This is a genomic window from Mycobacterium sp. E2733, assembly GCF_001667585.1.
Taxonomy (GTDB): domain Bacteria; phylum Actinomycetota; class Actinomycetes; order Mycobacteriales; family Mycobacteriaceae; genus Mycobacterium.
Genome location: NZ_LZJZ01000131.1, coordinates 82,846 through 100,996, shown reverse-complemented (window position 1 = coordinate 100,996; position 18,151 = coordinate 82,846). Strand labels below are relative to the sequence as shown.

At 66.8% G+C, this 18,151-nt stretch carries 15 protein-coding genes and 2 pseudogenes; 8 read left to right on the top strand and 9 right to left on the bottom strand.

From position 1 onward, the window contains the following. From A5678_RS24165 to sucC, 3 genes and pseudogenes are all read right to left on the bottom strand, one after another. A pseudogene (locus tag A5678_RS24165) lies at window positions 1-847 on the bottom strand (acetyl-CoA acetyltransferase); the annotation flags it as partial. Between the two features lie 125 nt (window positions 848-972). Then, on the bottom strand, window positions 973-1,875 hold the full coding sequence (sucD, locus tag A5678_RS24160) for a succinate--CoA ligase subunit alpha (RefSeq protein WP_068047997.1): 903 nt from the start codon (window positions 1,873-1,875) through the stop codon (window positions 973-975). Window positions 1,876-1,892: 17 nt separating this feature from the next. Beyond that, a complete protein-coding gene (gene sucC / locus A5678_RS24155; protein ID WP_068047994.1) occupies window positions 1,893-3,056 on the bottom strand; it encodes an ADP-forming succinate--CoA ligase subunit beta in 1,164 nt (387 codons plus the stop codon). Between the two features lie 323 nt (window positions 3,057-3,379). On the opposite strand from sucC, the gene A5678_RS24150 reads away from it, so the two are divergent. Beyond that, window positions 3,380-4,426 carry a M23 family metallopeptidase gene (locus tag A5678_RS24150; RefSeq protein WP_068048018.1) on the top strand — a complete coding sequence of 349 codons (1,047 nt, stop codon included), beginning with the start codon at window positions 3,380-3,382 and terminating at the stop codon, window positions 4,424-4,426. Window position 4,427: 1 nt separating this feature from the next. Continuing rightward, window positions 4,428-4,994: a hypothetical protein gene (locus A5678_RS24145; RefSeq protein WP_068047991.1), complete on the top strand. Its 567-nt coding sequence runs from the start codon at window positions 4,428-4,430 to the stop codon at window positions 4,992-4,994. Window positions 4,995-5,106: 112 nt separating this feature from the next. Here the strand turns inward: A5678_RS24145 and pcrA are convergent, their stop codons facing one another. Next, a complete protein-coding gene (gene pcrA, locus A5678_RS24140) occupies window positions 5,107-7,440 on the bottom strand; it encodes a DNA helicase PcrA (protein ID WP_068047988.1) in 2,334 nt (777 codons plus the stop codon). 555 nt (window positions 7,441-7,995) lie between these two features. On the opposite strand from pcrA, the gene A5678_RS24135 reads away from it, so the two are divergent. Together A5678_RS24135 and pgi are read left to right on the top strand one after the other, a co-directional pair. Next, on the top strand, window positions 7,996-8,328 hold the full coding sequence (locus tag A5678_RS24135) for a chorismate mutase (RefSeq protein WP_082945722.1): 333 nt from the start codon (window positions 7,996-7,998) through the stop codon (window positions 8,326-8,328). 125 nt (window positions 8,329-8,453) lie between these two features. Then, window positions 8,454-10,118, top strand: coding sequence for a glucose-6-phosphate isomerase (gene pgi, locus A5678_RS24130; protein WP_068047981.1), 1,665 nt, complete (start codon window positions 8,454-8,456; stop codon window positions 10,116-10,118). Window positions 10,119-10,124: 6 nt separating this feature from the next. Here the strand turns inward: pgi and A5678_RS24125 are convergent, their stop codons facing one another. Further along, window positions 10,125-10,700, bottom strand: coding sequence for a TetR/AcrR family transcriptional regulator (locus tag A5678_RS24125; protein WP_068048015.1), 576 nt, complete (start codon window positions 10,698-10,700; stop codon window positions 10,125-10,127). 92 nt (window positions 10,701-10,792) lie between these two features. Here A5678_RS24125 and A5678_RS24120 point away from each other — a divergent pair, with 92 nt between their 5' ends. Continuing rightward, window positions 10,793-12,112 (top strand): oxygenase MpaB family protein, encoded by a 1,320-nt coding sequence (locus A5678_RS24120; protein WP_068047977.1) that lies wholly within the window; start codon window positions 10,793-10,795, stop codon window positions 12,110-12,112. Window positions 12,113-12,196: 84 nt separating this feature from the next. On the opposite strand, the gene A5678_RS24115 is transcribed toward A5678_RS24120, so the two are convergent. From A5678_RS24115 to cobF, 4 genes and pseudogenes are all read right to left on the bottom strand, one after another. Further along, complete coding sequence (locus tag A5678_RS24115; protein WP_068047973.1) at window positions 12,197-12,946, bottom strand: SDR family oxidoreductase; 750 nt, start codon at window positions 12,944-12,946, stop codon at window positions 12,197-12,199. Window positions 12,947-12,975: 29 nt separating this feature from the next. After that, entirely contained in the window at window positions 12,976-13,443 is a 468-nt protein-coding gene (locus A5678_RS28105; protein WP_231983750.1) for a zinc finger domain-containing protein, read from the bottom strand. A 153-nt stretch (window positions 13,444-13,596) separates the two neighbouring features. Beyond that, a pseudogene (locus tag A5678_RS28100) lies at window positions 13,597-13,839 on the bottom strand (DNA-formamidopyrimidine glycosylase family protein); the annotation flags it as partial. A 4-nt stretch (window positions 13,840-13,843) separates the two neighbouring features. After that, window positions 13,844-14,596, bottom strand: coding sequence for a precorrin-6A synthase (deacetylating) (gene cobF / locus A5678_RS24105; RefSeq protein ID WP_068047967.1), 753 nt, complete (start codon window positions 14,594-14,596; stop codon window positions 13,844-13,846). Between the two features lie 120 nt (window positions 14,597-14,716). Between cobF and A5678_RS24100 the strand changes: the two genes are divergently transcribed. The 3 genes from A5678_RS24100 to A5678_RS24090 all read left to right on the top strand — a co-directional run bounded on the left by A5678_RS24100 (window position 14,717) and on the right by A5678_RS24090 (window position 18,063). Continuing rightward, window positions 14,717-15,622, top strand: a complete 906-nt coding sequence (locus A5678_RS24100; RefSeq protein WP_068047964.1) for a diiron oxygenase — start codon at window positions 14,717-14,719, stop codon at window positions 15,620-15,622. 242 nt (window positions 15,623-15,864) lie between these two features. Beyond that, a complete protein-coding gene (locus tag A5678_RS24095; RefSeq protein WP_231983749.1) occupies window positions 15,865-16,872 on the top strand; it encodes a DUF4873 domain-containing protein in 1,008 nt (335 codons plus the stop codon). Window positions 16,873-17,298: 426 nt separating this feature from the next. Further along, window positions 17,299-18,063 (top strand): STAS domain-containing protein, encoded by a 765-nt coding sequence (locus A5678_RS24090; protein ID WP_068047958.1) that lies wholly within the window; start codon window positions 17,299-17,301, stop codon window positions 18,061-18,063. The last annotated feature ends 88 nt before the right edge of the window (window positions 18,064-18,151 follow it).

The following is an 18,151-nucleotide window of genomic DNA, read 5'->3' as shown; positions in this document are numbered from 1 at the left end:
GCAGGTAGACCCAGTTCTCCTCGGGCACCCCGAGGCGACGCGCCGCGTCGACCGACATCAGTAGCGCGGCCGCGCCCTGGTTCACCTGGTCGCGGGCCACCATCAGCCGCGGGTACGGCTCCGCGATCATCCGGTTGCGGTCGGTCACGGTGATCAGTTCGTCGACCGTGCGCTCCACGGGCGCGGCCGCGAACGGATTGCTGGCGGCGATCTTGGTGAACGGCGCGAACAGCTCACCCATCTTCCGCCGGTATTCCGCCGGCCCAAGCCCGATCCCGGCCCGCCGGGCGTTCTCCAGCAGCGCGTACTGGATCGGCGCGCTGGTCAGCCCGTGGATGACGGTGTAGCGCGAGACGAGCTTCTCGATGCCCTGGCCCCGGTCTTCCAAGTTCGCGTCGACCGTTTCGGTGAAGTCCGGCTTGGCTTCGGCCTTCGCGAAGTAGCGCAGCGTCGAGGTCGCATCCGAACCGAACACCATCGCGACCTGGGAGCGGCCCGCAGCGATGTCCGCCGCCAGTTCGCTGATCAGGTGCTGCGGCCCCTGGCCGCCGACGATCTCGAGAATCGCCCGAGCGGGGGTCGCGCCGATGCGGTTGGCTACTGATCGCGGGTAGTTGTTCGACCGTCCCAGCGGGGCGTTGATCAGACCGGAGATCTCGAACTGCCGGACGCCGGCCACGATGTCGATGGCCGACGCGGCGCCCTCGACACCACAGTCACCGACGGCGGCCCGGGCCGCCGCGGCCGCCAGTTCGACCGGCGACATCCCGCGGTAGTTCGGGTCGTCGATGCGTTCGGCTGCCTGCCCCACACCGACGACGACGGGGGTGTTCGGGTCGAGATTCATAGATCAACTATCTACCGCAGGTCCCGTCTCCCGGCCTAATCGGCGTCGGCCGGTTCGATGGTGTCGACCCGCTTCGCCCGGCTGCGCCGCGCTCGCGATCGCCACGGTTCGATGGTGTCGACCCGCTACAGGCTCTGCAGGATCTCCCGGGCCAGCTCCGCGGTCTCCGACGGGGTCTTGCCCACCTTGACGCCGGCCGCTTCCAAGGCTTCCTTCTTGGCGGCCGCGGTGCCCGACGAGCCGGACACAATCGCGCCCGCGTGGCCCATCGTCTTGCCTTCCGGCGCAGTGAATCCCGCGACGTAGCCGACGACCGGCTTGGACACATTGGCCTTGATGTAGTCGGCCGCGCGCTCCTCGGCGTCGCCGCCGATCTCACCGATCATCACGATGACCTTGGTGTCGGGGTCCTTCTCGAAGGCCTCGATGGCGTCGATGTGGGTGGTGCCGATGACCGGGTCCCCGCCGATGCCGATCGAGGTGGAAAACCCGAAATCGCGGAGTTCGTACATCATTTGGTAGGTCAGCGTGCCCGACTTGGAAACCAGCCCGACGGGGCCGGGGCCGCTGATGTTGGCGGGGGTGATGCCGGCCAGCGCCTCGCCCGGGGTGATGATGCCGGGGCAGTTGGGCCCGATCATGCGCGTCTTGTGACCCTTGTCCAGGTTGTAGGCCCACGCGTATGCGGTGTCCTGCACCGGGATTCCCTCGGTGATGACCACCAGCAGCGGGATCTCGGCGTCGATGGCCTCGATGATCGCATCCTTGGCGAATCGCGGGGGCACGAAGACGACGGACACGTTGGCGCCGGTCTCCTTGATCGCTTCCGCGACGGTGCCGAATACCGGCAGTTCGACATCCTTCCCGACGGGGTCGACGTGTGAGACCGTGGTGCCCGCCTTACGCGCGTTCACCCCGCCCACCACCTGAGTGCCGGCTTTCAGCATGAGTGCGGTGTGCTTGGTGCCCTCACCGCCGGTGATGCCCTGGACGATGACTTTGGAGTCCGCGTTAAGGAAAATAGACATGAGCCATTGGTCCTCTTCTACTTGTTCGCCAGCTCGGCGGCTTTGTCAGCGCCGGAGTCCATGGTCTCGGCCTGGATCACCAGCGGGTGGTTGGCTTGGGCGAGGATGCGGCGGCCTTCGTCGACGTTGTTGCCGTCGAGGCGGACCACCAGCGGCTTGTTCGCCTCGTCACCGAGCATGTTCAGGGCGGTCACGATCCCGTTGGCGACGGCGTCGCACGAGGTGATACCCCCGAACACGTTGACGAACACGCTCTTGACCTGCTTGTCGTTCAGGATGACGTCCAGCCCCGCGGCCATCACCTCGGCCGACGCGCCACCGCCGATGTCCAGGAAGTTGGCCGGCTTGACGCCGTTGTGCTTCTCGCCCGCATAGGCGACGACGTCGAGCGTCGACATCACCAGGCCGGCGCCATTACCGATGATGCCGACCTGGCCGTCCAGCTTCACGTAGTTGAGGTCGTGCTCTTTGGCCTTGAGCTCCAGCGGGTCGGTGGACGCGCGGTCTTCGAATTCCGCGTGCTCGGGGTGGCGGAAGTCGGCGTTCGCATCGAGTGTGATCTTGCCGTCCAGCGCCAGGATTTGGTCTTTCGGGTCGCGCACCAGCGGGTTGACCTCGACCAGGGTGGCGTCCTCGGCGACGAAGAGCTCCCAGAGCTTGTTGATGGTGACCGCGGCCGCGTCGAGCACCTCGGCGGGCAAGTGGCCCTGCTCGGCGATGGAACGCGCGGTCTCCAGGTCGACGCCCGTGACGGCGTCCACCGGCACCTTGGCCAGCCGCTCCGGTTTGGTGGCGGCGACCTCCTCGATTTCCATGCCGCCCTCGACGGAGCACATGGCCAGGTAGGTCCGGTTGGCCCGGTCCAGCAGGAAGGAGATGTAGTACTCCTCGGCGATGTCGCTGGCCTCGGCGACCAGCAGCTTCTTGACGACGTGACCCTTGATGTCGAGGCCGAGGATGTTCTTGGCGTGTTCGTAGGCGTCCTCCGGCGTCGCCGCGTACTTGACGCCACCGGCCTTGCCGCGCCCGCCGACCTTCACCTGCGCCTTGACCATCACCGGACGGCCGATTTCGGTGGCGATTTCCCGAGCGCCCTCGGCGGTGTCGGTCACCCGCCCAGGCGTAGTCGGTACGTTGTGCTTGGCGAACAATTCTTTTGCTTGATACTCGAAAAGGTCCATGGACTCTCTGTCTTCGCTCGACTCAACAACTAGGCCTCTTGATGGGCGGTGCCGCGTTCGGCAACTCGCACGGACGAACTGTATCGACCCTCCTACCGGCCCTTACCGGCGCGTCCGGCGATGTGGCACAACTCACGGCATCCCGGCATACCCGGTTCGTGACCCAAATCACAATTTCAATCGGATTGCGCGACGAGGTTGCCAGTTCCGCACGTCAGCGGATACCGTCCTAGGGTCCAGATAACGGTATGGTCACGATACGAGGACATTTCAGCTTGCCCCAGCATCGTTTGGCTCCTTTTACTGCTGAAACAGCAGGTGTGGTGCGGGTTGGCCGCGCGGCCGGCGGCCGAGGGATTGAGCCCCACCGCAACGAAGTTACCGAGATCCTCCCGCTCGACGGCTTCGACTTCGATGACCTGGATTGGCGCGACGAGGTCAGCGACCTCGGCGACCTCGACTACAGCAACGACTCGACCTTCGACAACGAAGCGCAGGTCTTGCTGGCTCCCGAGCTCGACGATCTGAACGACGCCGACGACCCGGCCCCGCTGTGGCTGGCCGCGCCGGTCACCGAGGTGTTGCCGCGTGTGGTGGTCGGGTCCGCGACCGGGCCGCGTATCGGTCGCGCGCACGACGTCGTCGGTGTGGCTCGACGCGGTGGGCAGCATCGCAAGGAGCCGACCAGCGCGGCACGGGGTCGCCTGCTGATCTCGGCCATGGCCGCCGGCGCGGCCGCCGCGGCGGCCCACACCGCCACCAGCCATGCCGACACCCCCAAGACCGAGGCCGTGCTGACCGCGAACGCGTCGGCGCTCACCGGCGGGTCGGGCAACGCCAACACCATCCGAGGCCCGCAGGTGGTCGCACTCGAGCCGGCGGCGACCGCCGCCCTGCATAACCAGGAGCTCGCCAAGGGCGTCGCCTACGCCAACGATCGCGCTCAGCGTGAGGCGCGTTTGCAGCAGCCGCTCTACGTGATGCCGACGAAGGGCATCTTCACCTCGAATTTCGGTTACCGCTGGGGAGTGCTGCACGCCGGCATCGACCTGGCCAACTCGATCGGCACACCGATCTATGCGGTGTCCGACGGGGTCGTCATCGACTCCGGGCCGGCCGCCGGCTATGGGGCGCTGGTCAAGCTCCGCCACGCCGACGGCACGGTCACGCTCTACGGCCACGTCAACACGACGCTGGTCAGCGTCGGCCAGCGTGTGATGGCCGGCGACCAGATCGCCACCATGGGCAACCGCGGTAATTCCACCGGCCCGCACCTGCACTTCGAGGTGCTCCAGGGCGGTACCGAACGGATAGACCCCGTCCCATGGCTCGCTAAGCGTGGTCTTATGGTCGGTAACTACGCTGGTTGAGGTGACCGAGCCGAATCAACCGCCTTCCGGTCCGCAGCCGCCCGAGTCCACGTCGCCGTCGGACTCCAAGACGCGGATCATCCGCCGCGCACCTACGGGGCCGGTCCCCATCACCACGGAATCCCCGACCAGCCTCATCCCTCCACAGCCACCGCCGTACCAGGGCGTCGCTCGCGCGGGACGCCCGGCCACTTTCGGTGAGCCGAGCGGCCGGACGGCCGTCGCCGCCTGCGCTGTCAGCATCATCAGTGGTTGGGCCACGTCGGTGGTCGCGACCGACCTGATCGCCGGCTGGTGGCGGACCGACCGCCTGTTTTGCATCGCCGTCGCGTTCCTGGCCCTGGTGTTCGCCCTAACCACCATTTCCGGCGTGATCATGCTGCTGCAGCACCGGCCTTTTGGGCGCTACCTCATCGTGGCCGGCGCGGTGGTCGCGGTGCTGACCTATGTGGGTGTGTTCATCGCCGGTGCCCGTGTTGCATGGGTAGTGCACCTGCTCCCGCTGCTCCCGATCGCCAGCGTGGTGCTGGCGATGCACCCGCGAACCAAACGCTGGCTGGAGGCCTGACCCGCGCCTAAGCGGATGCGGGCCGAGGCCGACTATTAGGCGACTTTCAAATCCGATATCACCCGCGATATCAAATTCCCGAATCGTCTAATGGTCCGCAGCCGCCAGGCGGCTAAAGCTTGCTGATCGGGGCGTGGTTGTGCATCAGCTTGACCCGCCCGGCGCTGCCGAAATCGATGAGCGACATGGCTGATTCGTTGACCCCCGAAACCTCTTCGACGCGGCCAAGACCGTACTTGTCGTGAGTCACCCGGTCGCCGGGCTCGAGCACGAGCAGTGGGCGCTTGCCCGCGCCCGAGCGGGTCGGAGCCGCGCGCGGCGCGCCGAACCGGCCGGCGCCGCTCACCGGCGCGCTGAACGACGGAGTTGGTGCGGTGCGGCGCCACTCGATGAGTTCCTGCGGAACCTCCCGCAGGAAGCGCGATTCCGGGTTCAGCATCGGCTGCCCCCATGAGGACCGAACGATGGCCCTGCTCAAATACAGCCGCTGACGGGCGCGGGTGATGCCGACGTAGGCCAGCCGCCGCTCCTCGGACAGTTCGGTCGGGTCGTCCAGCGCCCGCATGTGCGGGAACATCCCATCCTCCCAGCCGGTGACGAATACCACCGGGAACTCCAGCCCCTTGGCGGTGTGCAGCGTCATCAGGGTGACCATGCCGGCGCCGTTATCGGGAATTTCGTCGCTGTCGGAAACCAACGAGACGCGCTCCAAGAATTCCGCGAGCACACCGGTGTCCGGCACGTCTTCGTCGTCCGGGGCCTGCAATGACTCGTCCAGCGCGGCGGCGTTGGCCCGGTCGGTGCTGAATTCATGTGCCACACTGACGAGTTCGTTGAGGTTGTCCAAGCGGGCCAGATCTTGCGGATCGGTGGAGGATTCCAGTTCGCGCCGATATCCGGTACGTTCGAGCACCGACTCGACCAGATCGCCGAGATCCTCATCCAGGCGGCCCCTGAGCTCGTCGAGCAGCTCGACGAACCCGGCGATCGCCTTCTCCGCGCGCGAATTCAGCATCGGCACTTTGCCTTCGGCCGCGGCCACGAGCGCATCGGCGAAACTTGAGCCGGTGTTCTCCGCGTACACCGCCACGCACGCCTCGGCACGATCCCCGATGCCCCGCCGGGGGGTGTTCAGAATGCGCCGCATGCTGACCGCATCGCCGGGGTTGTCCAGCACCCGCAGATAGGCGACGATGTCGCGAATCTCTTTGCGCTCGTAAAACCGCACTCCCCCAACGACTTTGTAGGGAATGCCGGCGCGGATGAACACCTCTTCGAACGACCGCGACGAGTTGTTGGTGCGGTAGAACACCGCCACGTCGTTGTAGGTGATCTCGCCGCGGTCGGCGAGCGCATCGATCTCCTCGGCGACGAATCTGGCCTCGTCATGCTCGTTGTCCGCGACATAGCCGACGATCAATTCGCCGGCGCCGGCGTCGGTCCAGAGCCGTTTGTCCCGGCGCCCGGAGTTGCGGGCGATCACCGAGTTGGCCGCCGACAGGATGTTCTGTGTGGAGCGGTAATTCTGTTCCAGCAGAATGGTTATAGCGTCCGGATAGTCGCGCTCGAAGTCCTCGATGTTGCGAATGGTGGCGCCTCGGAACGCATAGATCGACTGGTCGGCGTCACCGACCACACAGAGCTCCGCCGGCGGGACCTCGTCGGGCGACTCCGTGGCGTCGTGGCCGACGAGTTCGCGCACCAGCACGTACTGAGCGTGGTTGGTGTCCTGATACTCGTCGACCAGGACGTGGCGGAACCGCCGCCGGTAATGCTGGGCGATCTGCGGGAAGGCCCGCAGCACCGCAACGGTTTCGCCAATCAGGTCGTCGAAGTCCAGCGCGTTGGCCGCGCGCAGCCGACGCTGGTATTCGCCGTAAACGGACGCCACGGTGCGCGCCAGGTCGTCGGAGTCGTCCGTCAGTTTCGCCACCGCCTCCGCGGGGTCGATCAGCTCGTTCTTCAGGTTGGAGATGGCGTTGGCCAGCAGCCGCGGCGAGTAGCGCTTGATGTCGAGCCCCATGTCGCGCCCGATCATCTGCAGCAGGCGGCGGGAATCGTCGGCGTCGTAGATTGAGAAGTTGGAATTGAGGCCTTCGATCAACGAGGCCTGGTTGCGCAGGATCCGCACACACGTCGAGTGAAAGGTGGACACCCACATCGCGCGGGCCCGGTTGCCGACCAGCCGCACCACCCGTTCGCGCATCTCGGCGGCGGCCTTGTTGGTGAAAGTGATGGCCAGGATCTGGCCGACCCCCACGCCGCGCGCCGCGATCAGATAGGCGATGCGGCGCGTCAGCACCGCGGTCTTGCCGGATCCGGCCCCCGCCACGATCAGCAGCGGCGAGCCCTCGTGCACCACCGCCTGGCGCTGTTGCGGATTGAGGCCTTCGAGCAACTGATCTGCGTCGGAGGCTACGTTGGCATCGGTTGCGTACACACTCATGTTGGTCCAAACTTACCGCCGCCCACCGACGCAACGCGCCCAGGCGTGCCACCAGGCTAGTGCCCCGGCCGCCCTCCGCCGGGCAGAAACGGGCCCGCGAAAACCGCGTTTCGCAATCGAATGCGCCCCCATTTGAAAATGGGCCGTAATTAGACTCGAGTATAAAAGCGAGTCATAATCACCGCCCGAGTTTGCGTCGCCGTCAATCTCGCACAATCCGCTATAACACCGAATTTCGCGCCGTGTTAATGGAATCCGCGCCGACCAGCAGCCCCGGCATGGGTGTCGCCGCGACGGACGCCGGGCTGTCCTCGCCCGGCGCGTCGACCCTGTAATGGCCAGCTCACGAGCACCTTTTTGCATGGGAGCCGTTTGTAGTGGCACACTCGTTTAGTGCTCAGCGCGCAGTGCCGTCGGCAGCCTTCCACACGGAACTGCCGCCGATTTTTCTACGGGTACCGGTTACCGGTCCCCGTGGTCTAGCTGCTTTCGTCAGAGCCCCGTGGTCCGCTTCCGCAGACCGGGGCTCGTCTCTTTTGTGAGGCCCGAAACCGGATGAGACCACAACCCCCACATCCCGAGAATGCGAAGTCAGCAGAGATGAAGGTTGAGACGGTGGAAACCCCACAGACGGCCGACGCCGACGAGTTGAGCATCGACGACTTGCGAAACGAGATCGACCGGTTGGACGCCGACATCCTCGCCGCGGTGAAGCGGCGAACCGAGGTTTCGCAGGCGATCGGTAAGGTCCGGATGGCATCCGGCGGCACGCGGCTGGTGCACAGCCGCGAAATGAAGGTCATCGAGCGCTACAGCGAGCTCGGTCCCGACGGCAAGGACCTCGCGATCCTGCTGCTGCGGTTGGGCAGGGGCCGGCTCGGCCACTGAGGCCCCTGGCTGGTGACGGCCCGCAGCGCCCGGCAGCGCCGCGCTTGCGACCGTCACTAGAGCAGATGGTGACGGCCCGCAGCGCCCGGCAGCGCCGCGCTTGCGACCGTCACTAGGGTCGAACTATGACCTCCGTGCAAAGCCTCCCCGACATCACCGCCACCCCAGCGTGGGACGCCCTGCGCAGGCATCACGAACACATCGGCGCGACCCATCTGCGCCAATTCTTCGACGAGGATCCCGACCGCGGTCGCGAACTCACCGTCTCGGTCGGCGACCTCTACATCGACTACAGCAAACACCGCATCACCCGAGAGACGCTGCGACTGCTGATCGATCTCGCACGGACGGCGAACCTCGAAGAGCGCCGCGACCAGATGTTCGCAGGAGCGCACATCAACGTCTCGGAAGACCGGGCGGTATTGCACACCGCGCTGCGACTGCCCCGCGACGCCGAACTGATCGTCGACGGCCACAACGTCGTGGAGGACGTGCACACCGTGCTGGACCGGATGGGCGCCTTCACCGACCGGTTACGCAGCGGTGAATGGAGCGGGGCCACCGGAAAAAGAATCAGCACCGTGGTCAACATCGGCATCGGCGGCTCGGACCTCGGTCCGGTGATGGTGTACCAGGCGTTGCGCCACTACGCCGACGCCGGGATTTCCGCCCGCTTCGTGTCCAACGTCGACCCGGCCGACCTCATCGCCACACTGGCCGACTTAGACCCCGCCACAACGCTTTTCATCGTGGCGTCGAAGACGTTCTCCACGCTCGAGACGTTGACCAACGCGACCGCCGCGCGCCGTTGGCTGACCGACGCGCTCGGCGACGCCGCAGTGTCCAAGCATTTCGTGGCGGTCTCCACCAATAAGCGCCTCGTCGACGACTTCGGGATCAACACCGACAACATGTTCGGCTTCTGGGACTGGGTCGGCGGGCGGTACTCCGTCGATTCGGCGATCGGCCTCTCGGTGATGGCCGCCATCGGCAAGGAGGCCTTCGCCGATTTCCTGTCCGGATTCCACATCGTGGACCGGCATTTCAAGACCGCCCCGCTGGAGTCCAACGCGCCGGCGCTGCTCGGGCTGATCGGGCTGTGGTACTCCAATTTCATGGGCGCCCAATCGCGCGCGGTGCTGCCCTACTCCAACGACTTGGCGCGGTTCGCTGCCTATCTACAGCAGCTGACCATGGAATCGAACGGTAAGTCGACGCGCGCCGACGGCACCGCGGTCACCACCGACACCGGCGAAATCTTCTGGGGCGAGCCGGGAACCAATGGCCAGCATGCCTTCTACCAGTTGCTGCATCAGGGCACCCGGCTGGTGCCGGCCGACTTCATCGGCTTCAGCCAGCCCCTCGACGACCTGCCCACAGTCGAGGGCACCGGCAGCATGCACGACCTGCTGATGAGCAACTTCTTTGCCCAGACCCAGGTGCTGGCGTTCGGCAAAACCGCCGAGGAGATCGCCGCCGAAGGCACGCCGGCCGACATCGTGCCGCACAAGGTGATGCCCGGCAACCGGCCGTCGACCTCGATCCTGGCCGACCGGCTCACCCCGTCGGTGCTGGGCCAACTGATCGCGCTCTACGAGCATCAGGTCTTCACCGAGGGAGTCGTCTGGGGCATCGACTCGTTCGACCAGTGGGGCGTGGAGCTCGGCAAAACCCAGGCGAAAGCGCTGCTGCCGGTGATCACTTCAGATAGTTCGCCGGCCCCGCAGTCCGACAGCTCGACCGACGCGCTGGTCCGCCGCTACCGGATGGAACGCGGCCGCACCAGCTGACAGCCCTCATCCGGTGCGGCTCATGACGTCGGAGCCCAATCGCCGTACGAAAGTGCGCAAGCGTTCCACGGTCGCGGTCTGCGGCTCACTGAGGTGCAGCTGCAGCAATTCGCGTCCGGCGGCGTGCAGGATCCGCGCGGTGTATTCGGGGTCGTGCACGTTGGGATTGATGCGCAGCAATTCGGTGACGAAGAACTGCAACACGACGGCCTGCGATTGAGCCAGCCGCGCATACAACTCCGGTGGAGCGCCCTGCGGCGGGAACAGAAACAGTCGCCACGTTGCCGGGTGGGCGTCGACCGCGGCCAGGACGCCGTCGAACGCGACGACGAGCGATTGGTCCTCGGCGACGGCATCCAACCCCGACACCGCGTCGGCGAACTGGGCGCCGGCCCGGGCCGCCTCCCGGTCGATCAGTGCGACGAAGAGTCCCGCCGGGTCACCGAACAGCTGATAGATCAACGACCGATTGATGCCGGCCGCCTCGGCGATCCGGTTCGGCGTGGCCGCGTGAAACCCCTCGGCGTCGACGATCGCGTGCGTGACGTCGAGGATCTGCTCGCGCCGGCCTTCGGCGGTCATGCGCCGCTTCGGGTTGCCCGCGCTCATGCTTGACAGCATAACTAACAACTTGTGAGTATTGCTCACGAACTGTTAGTTACTGGGAGGCAGCGATGGTCACGTACTACCCCGAACTCGCCGAGCGAGTCCGCAGCCAGCGTGAATTGCAGCCCGACCTGTATGGAGACTTCGACTTCGACCGGCAGCCGGACCGTCTGGCCACGGAGCCCGACGTCGACTCGGCTCTGCCCGCCTGGATCGCCGACCGCGCACCGATCCTAGAAGACGACCGAGTGGTCGAGCTGATGAGCACGGCCACCCTGCTCGGCGACGTCGTCGCCGACCCCTATGCGGCACTCATGGCCTCGCACAGCGTCGCCCAGCTGATCGACATGCTCAAGACGGCCTGCCGAGAGGGAATCGAGGCGGTGCCCGACGCCCCCCCGGAGCTGGTTTCGTTCATCGCCGCCATGGAGGCCACCCCGGAATGGATCGACTTCGACCTGGTCCGTGAGGGCGCCCGCCAAGAGCGGATCCCCGCAGCGCTGTTGGCCCCCTTCATCACGCGGGGGGCCTTCATCGCGACCTTCACCAACACCTACGCCGCGCTGCCGATGGCCCTCACCGGCGCACTATCGGGCAAGCGGGCCGCCCGCCGGGTAAACGAAACCGCCAGTTTCTTCGCCGTCACCACGCTGCCCGGTGCGCTGGACCGCTTCGGCCCCGGTTTTGAGGCGGCCGCCATGGTCCGGCTGATGCACTCGATGGTCCGCTACAACGCCCTCAAGAAATCGGACAAGTGGGATGCCGCCGTGTACGGCATGCCCGTGCCGCAGGTCGACCAGATGCCTGCCGGAATGATCGGCCAGTACCTGCTTGCCCGCAAGGCGCGCCAACAGGGCCGGACCGAGTTCACCGCCGAGGAGCGCGCCGTGGTCGAATTCGCCAGGTATCGTTGCTTTTTGCTCGGCCTACCGGAAGAACTGCTACCTGCGGAACCGGCCGACATCATCCACGTCATGCACGCGCGTTCGGCACTGCTGCGCGACGGTTTCGACAGCATCTGCCAAGAACTCGTCCGCGGAACGATGGCGGCCTACTTGCGCCCCGACACCACTCTTTTCGACCGTTGCGCCGAAGCGGTCGAAAAGAGTTTCAGCAAGCTTACTTTCGTTCGCACCTTCTGCAATGGGAATCGTGAGATCGCCGAAGCCATGGGAGTCTCGATGGGGCCGACGGACCTCATGCGCGTCGCCCTCACCGCGCCCTTCATCATCGGGCGTTTCACCGCCGTGAGCCACGCCAGCCGCGTCCCCGTGCTTCGAGAGATCACCGACGCCTACGTCATCGGGCTCCTCAAGCTACGGCTGGCGACCTACGGCAAACCCGAATTCACCAGCGACGCGGCGCATTACACGCCCGTACCGCATTGATCGCCGGCACGAGCGTGCGCAGTTGTACGCGTTCGCCCGGCGGGTCGCGTACAAACACGCACGCTCGGGGCTCTAAATCAGGGGTCAGGCGAACCACTTGGTGAGCGGGGGCGGCAGCACCCGCATCACCTGAACCAGTGGCGCCCACGGCCACCACGGCACCGCCGCCCGGCCCGGCTCGCGTTCCATGGCGGCGACGAGCGCGTTGACGCCAGTCTCGTTGTCCACCATCAACATTGTGCTGTTGGACTTGGCCGTCATCTCCGACTCGATGTAACCGGGCTCGATGACCGAAACCTTGATCGGGCCCTTCGCGTATTCGGCGCGCAGGGATTCACCCAGCGAACTCAGGCCGGCCTTGCTGGCGGCGTAGGCGGCCTTGACCCCCGGCACCCCCCTGTTGCCCAGTACCGATGAGATCAGCACCAGGTGACCCGAACCACTCTTACCGAACATCTCCAGCGCGGTCTCGATCTGCACCAGCGCGGCCACCAGGTTGGTCTCGATGGTCGCTTTGTTGGCCCACAGCTTGCCCGAGCCCAGCTTCGCACCCTTGCCGATGCCGGCGTTGACGATGACCCGATCAATGCCGCCGAGCTCGTCGCTGAGTTCTGCAAAGACCTTCGGCACCTGCTCGTGGTCGTTGACGTCCAGCGCCGCCACGGCGATCTTGATGCCCGGATACCGTTGCGAAAGTTCGGCTTTCAGCTCGTCGAGCCTGTCGGTGCGCCGAGCGCACAGCGCCAGGTCGCGGCCCTTGGCGGCGAAGGCACGCGCCATGCCGGCGCCCAGCCCGGAACTGGCACCAGTGATGAGGATCTTCTGACGAGTCACCCGGGCAGCATAGCGACCGCTGTCGTCGCCTACTTGAGCAGCCGCGACATCCGCCGGTCGGCCAGCACCTTGCCGCCGGTCTGACACGTCGGACAATACTGAAAAGACTTGTCCGCGAAAGATACTTCGCGAACCGTGTCCCCGCACACCGGACAGGGCAGACCGGTGCGGGCATGCACCCGCAGTCCGGAGCGCTTCTCGCCTTTGAGCGTGGCCGCCGCCTGACCCACGGATCGGCTCACGGCGTCGCGCAGGACGGACACCATCGCGTCGTGCAGCGTGGTGAGCTGCTCATCGGTCAGCTTGCCCGCGGTCGCGAACGGCGAGATCTTGGCGACGTGCAAGATCTCGTCGCTGTACGCGTTGCCGATGCCGGCGATCACCTTCTGATCGGTGATGACCGTCTTGATCCGCCCGGTGTTGCCGGCCAGCAGGCCGGCGAGATCGTCGACGTTGAGCTCCAGCGCGTCGGGGCCGAGGGCGGCGATCCCCGGCACCGACTGCGGATCGTCGACGAGCCACACGGCCAGCCGTTTCTGGGTGCCGGCCTCGGTCAGGTCGAAGCCGGGCGCCTCGCCGGGCGTGCCCAGGTGCACGCGCAGCGCGATCGGGCCCTTGCCCGGCCGCAGCGGCGCCGCGGCCAGCTTGTCGGACCACCGCAGCCACCCGGCCCGCGACAGGTGAGTGATCAAGTACAGCTCCGCCGCCTGCAAGCCGAGGTACTTGCCCCACCGATGGGCCCCCGTCACGGGTTGGCCGTGCAGCGTGCTGAGCGGCGGGTCGAAGGTTTTCAGCACGGAGAGCGCGCCGACGTCGACGCGGCCGATCGTCAGGCCGACGGCATGGCGGCGCAGATGGTCGGCCAGGGCTTCGACCTCGGGCAGTTCGGGCACGCCTTCAGTCTGCCGGTCTGAGTAAATAGGTGTCCATGATCCAGCCGTGCCGCGCGCGCGCCTCGGCCCGGACCGCCGCGATGCGCGGCGCGACCTCGCCGACGTTGCCGGCCACCAGCAACTCGTCGTCGGTGCCCAGGTAGGCGCCCCACCAGATCTGGGTGTCGGGCGGGCAGACCTGAAAAGAGCATTCGGCGTCGAGCATCACTATGACTGAGGGGCCTGATCCGGTCAGGCCCTGCGCGCGCAATTTCCTGCCGGTGGTGATCAGGACCGGCTCGCCGACCTCGTTGAGCGGGATGCGATGTCGAGCCGTCAGCGCCTGCACCGCGGTGATGCCCGGAATGACGTCGAAGGTGAACTCGAGCTCGGCCGCGACCGCCTCGAGGATGCGCAGCGTGCTGTCGTACAGCGACGGGTCCCCCCAGGCCAGGAAGGCACCAACGCCGTCGGGGCCCAGTTCGGCGGCGATCGCGGCCGCCCAGACCCGGGCCCGAGCCGCGTGCCAGTCCGAGACGGCCTCGCGGTAGTCGGAGTCGGTCGACCGTTTGGGATCGGGCAGCTCGACGAAGCGGTAGCCAGGCTCGCGGATGAACCGGGCGCAGATCTCTCGTCGCAGCGCCACCAGGTCGCTTTTCGCCTCGCCCTTGTCCATCGCAAAGAACACCTGGGTGTCGTTGAGCGCCTCGATCGCCTGAACCGTCACGTAGTCGGGGTCGCCGGCGCCGATGCCGATGACGTGGATATGCCGGCCCAAGACTCCTCCTCGTTGCTTGCATCAGATTGCCGAATCGAAACCTGAAGGGCCTAGTCGGGACCCAAAGTACCCAGTACCATGGGTACCGTCTGAAGCACCCGATGAAGGGACGCCGGCGCCATGACTTCCGCTGTCAAACCAGGTGGGCCGAGTCGTGAAGAGTTCTCGGAGCGTCTGCTCAGGGGCTCGGTGAAGAAGTCCTACGAACCGATCGTCGACATCGATTGGGACGCGCCGCTGGACCCGGACAAGTTCTACCTGCCGCCGCGGCTGGTCTCGCTGTACGGCACCCCGATGTGGGACGAGATGACCCGCGAGCAACAGATCGAACTGTCCCGCCAGGAATTGGTCAACACGCTCTCGGCGGGCATCTGGTTCGAGAACATGCTCAATCAATCGTTGCTGCGGACGATCCTGCACGAGGACCCCACGAGCCGGTCGACCCATTACAAGCTGACCGAGCTGGGCGATGAGACCCGCCACATGGTCATGTTCGGCAAGGCCATCGAGCGCATCGGCGCAAAGCCGGTGCGGCCCAGGCGTTTTCACCGGATGATCATCAACGCGCTTCCGCTGGCGTTTCAGCGCGGCTCGATGCTGTGGGTGGCCGCGCTGATCGGCGAGGAGATCTTCGACTCGTTGCAGCGGCAGATGATGGACGACCCCGAGTTGCAACCGATTATCCAGCGGCTCATGCGGATTCACGTCACCGAGGAAGCGCGCCACATCCAGTTCGCCCGCGACGGCGCCCGCAATCGGGTGGCCGAAATGCCCCGGCTGAACCGCTGGTTCATGGCCAACATCAACGGGCTGGGCGGGTACTTCTTCAACTATCTGTTCAGCAACCCGGTCCCGTATGCGCGCACGGGTCTGTACGCGAAGCGGGCCCGAAAGACCGCGCGCACCAGCCCGCACCGCCGCGAGATGCAGGTTGCCGGCTTCGCCCCGCTGGCGGCGTTTCTGGCCGAGGTGGGCCTGCTGGGCCCCCTCGCGCGCCGCGGCTGGAAGCGCAGCAGGTTTCTGTGACGCGGCCGCACGGCCTCGGCGAGCCTTGCCACCCCATAGCCATCCTGGGTGCGCACGCCCGCGTCCGTTCGGCGCTGTCGGCGGCCGGGGTCGCCTACCTCGTAGCCCCCGACGGGCCGGCCTCGGCAGCCGGGGCGACGTTCGACGATGTCACCGATACCTGGCTGCTGACGACGGCCGGCGGCGAGGATGTGCGGGCGCGGGCCGTCGTCGCCGCCAATGGGACGCCCTTCGTTCCCTGGCTGCCCGACATTCCGGGCCGCGACGACTTTCTGGGCGCCTCCTTTCACGCGGCCGCATGGGATGCCGACTTCGATCCGTGCGGTAAGCGCATCGCGGTGGTCGGCACCGACACCGCCGCCGGTCACCACATCGGCCGGCTGATCGAAGTGGCGGCCTCCGTCACCGTCTTCGCCCACTCGCCGCGCCGCGTGGTCACCGAGCTCCCGCTGTGGCCAACCCGGGCCACCCGCTGGCTGAGCCGGCGCATCCGGCCGGCCGCCGACCGCCCTGGAATCATGCTGGGGGGATCGCCGATCGAGGCGGTGACCGCATCGGGCGTCCGCACCCACGATGGCGCCGAGCACCACGTCGACGCCATCGTCTACGGCACCGGCTTCTCCATCCCCGACGAGCCGGCCGGCGCCGCACTGATCGGCGCCGGCGGGCTGACCATCCGGCAGGCCTGGCGCGACGGCCTGGAGCCGTTCTACGGCGTGGCCGTTCGCGGCTTCCCCAACTACTTCTTCGTCACCGGCCCCGACGCCGACGCGCAGACGCGCTACATCGCCGAGTGCCTGCGGCTGATGGAGCGCACGGGCAGCGGCCGCATCGAGGTGCGCGCCAGCAGCCTGGGGGTGTTCAACGAGCGCGCCCAGCTGACACCCGAACAGGCTCCTCTGGTGGCATCCGCCTTCGACCTGTCGGCCAGCGTGCCCGAGCGCGGCGACACCTATGACGGCGCGGCGACGCTGGAAATCGCCGGGGCCAGCCATCCGGTGCGAGTCCGGCTCACCGGCCACCTCGATCCGATCGACGGCCGATACCACTGGCAGGGAACGGTGTTCGGTTCGCCGTCGCGGCCGCTGCCGGACGAGGCGCTCAGGCATGCCCGGACCGCGACGTTGACGGTGGGCCGGCACAGCGCCGCCGCGCGGATCGTCGAGCAAACACCGTGGGGGACACACTCGGTCGCCGGAGTGGGCGCCCCGCCGTACGCCCCCAACTGGTCGGCGGCTTCCCGCTGCTAATCGCGCTTGTTTCGGCGGCGCGTTGCCGCGTTTGGGGGGACGCGGAAGGTGGTAATCCCGGGGGATGCGCGTGCTGCGCAGCGCACACGAACAATATGTTCGGCGCGGTAGAGGTGGGGGCCTCGAACGGGTGGGGACGGGCACGCGCCTCACTCATACCGCGCCGGCTGTCGCGCGCGCCGGCAACACGACGCCCGTGGGCTGCGCTTTCCGGTGGCGTCCAGGCTGCTCGACCCGAATTAGACTTTTGCCGCTGAGGGCGGATACTCAAGCAGTTGGCCCGGCAGAAATTCGAGGAGCAGCGATGGAACCGGACGACAGGACCCAGCTGAAAAGCCGGATTGCGACGTCGCCTCCGTTTCGGACCCCGCAGGGAATCCGCGCGCCCCGACGCCCCAGGCCCGCGAAGGCGAAGGGGTCGCGGGGGTGAGCTCGGTAGCTGAGTCCTCCAGCTCGCTGGCCGTCGCGACGCGGACGGATCAATCCGTGGCGATCTTGACCGTCGACGGCGTGCTCGACACCACCAACTCCTCCGCGCTCCGCGAGCACATTCTGCAGGCCACGCTGGGCGAGCCCACGGCCGTCATCGTCAACATCTCCGCGCTCAAGGTGCTTGCCGAATTGGCGTGGTCGACCTTCATCGGCGCGCACTGGCAGGTTCGCGGCAATCCCAATATTCCGGTTGTGCTGGTATGCGCGCACCGCGGGACACGCGAGGCGATCGCCCGCAGCGGCGTGGCCTACTTCATGCCGGTCTACTCGACCGAAAAAGCGGCGATGAAGGCGCTCAGTCAGCAGAGCCGCCGCACCGTTCGCTGCGCCGACGCCCAGCTGCCCGCCGACCTGACCAGCCTGCGCGAGTCGCGTCGGCTGGTCCGCGAGTGGCTCACAGCCTGGTCGCAATCCACGCTGATTCCGGTCGCGTTGGTGGTGGTCAACGTATTCGTCGAGAACGTGCTGGAACACACCGCGAGCTTCCCCATGATGCGGATCGAGAGCCATGGCGCGACCGCGACGATCGCGGTGTCCGACAGCAGCCACGCCCCGGCCGTACGGCTGCCGTCGCCGGCGAACGGCATCGACGTGTCCGGCCTCGCGATCGTCGACGCGTTGTCACGCGCGTGGGGCAGCACTCCCACCTCGGCCGGCAAGACGGTGTGGGCGGTCATCGGACCCGAAAACCAGCTCTGACGCCTTATTGTGCTGGGAACCCGGGCACGGGTAGAACTAGAACACGTTCTAATCTCGTGTGACCACCCGGCTCCAGGAAGGCAGATGA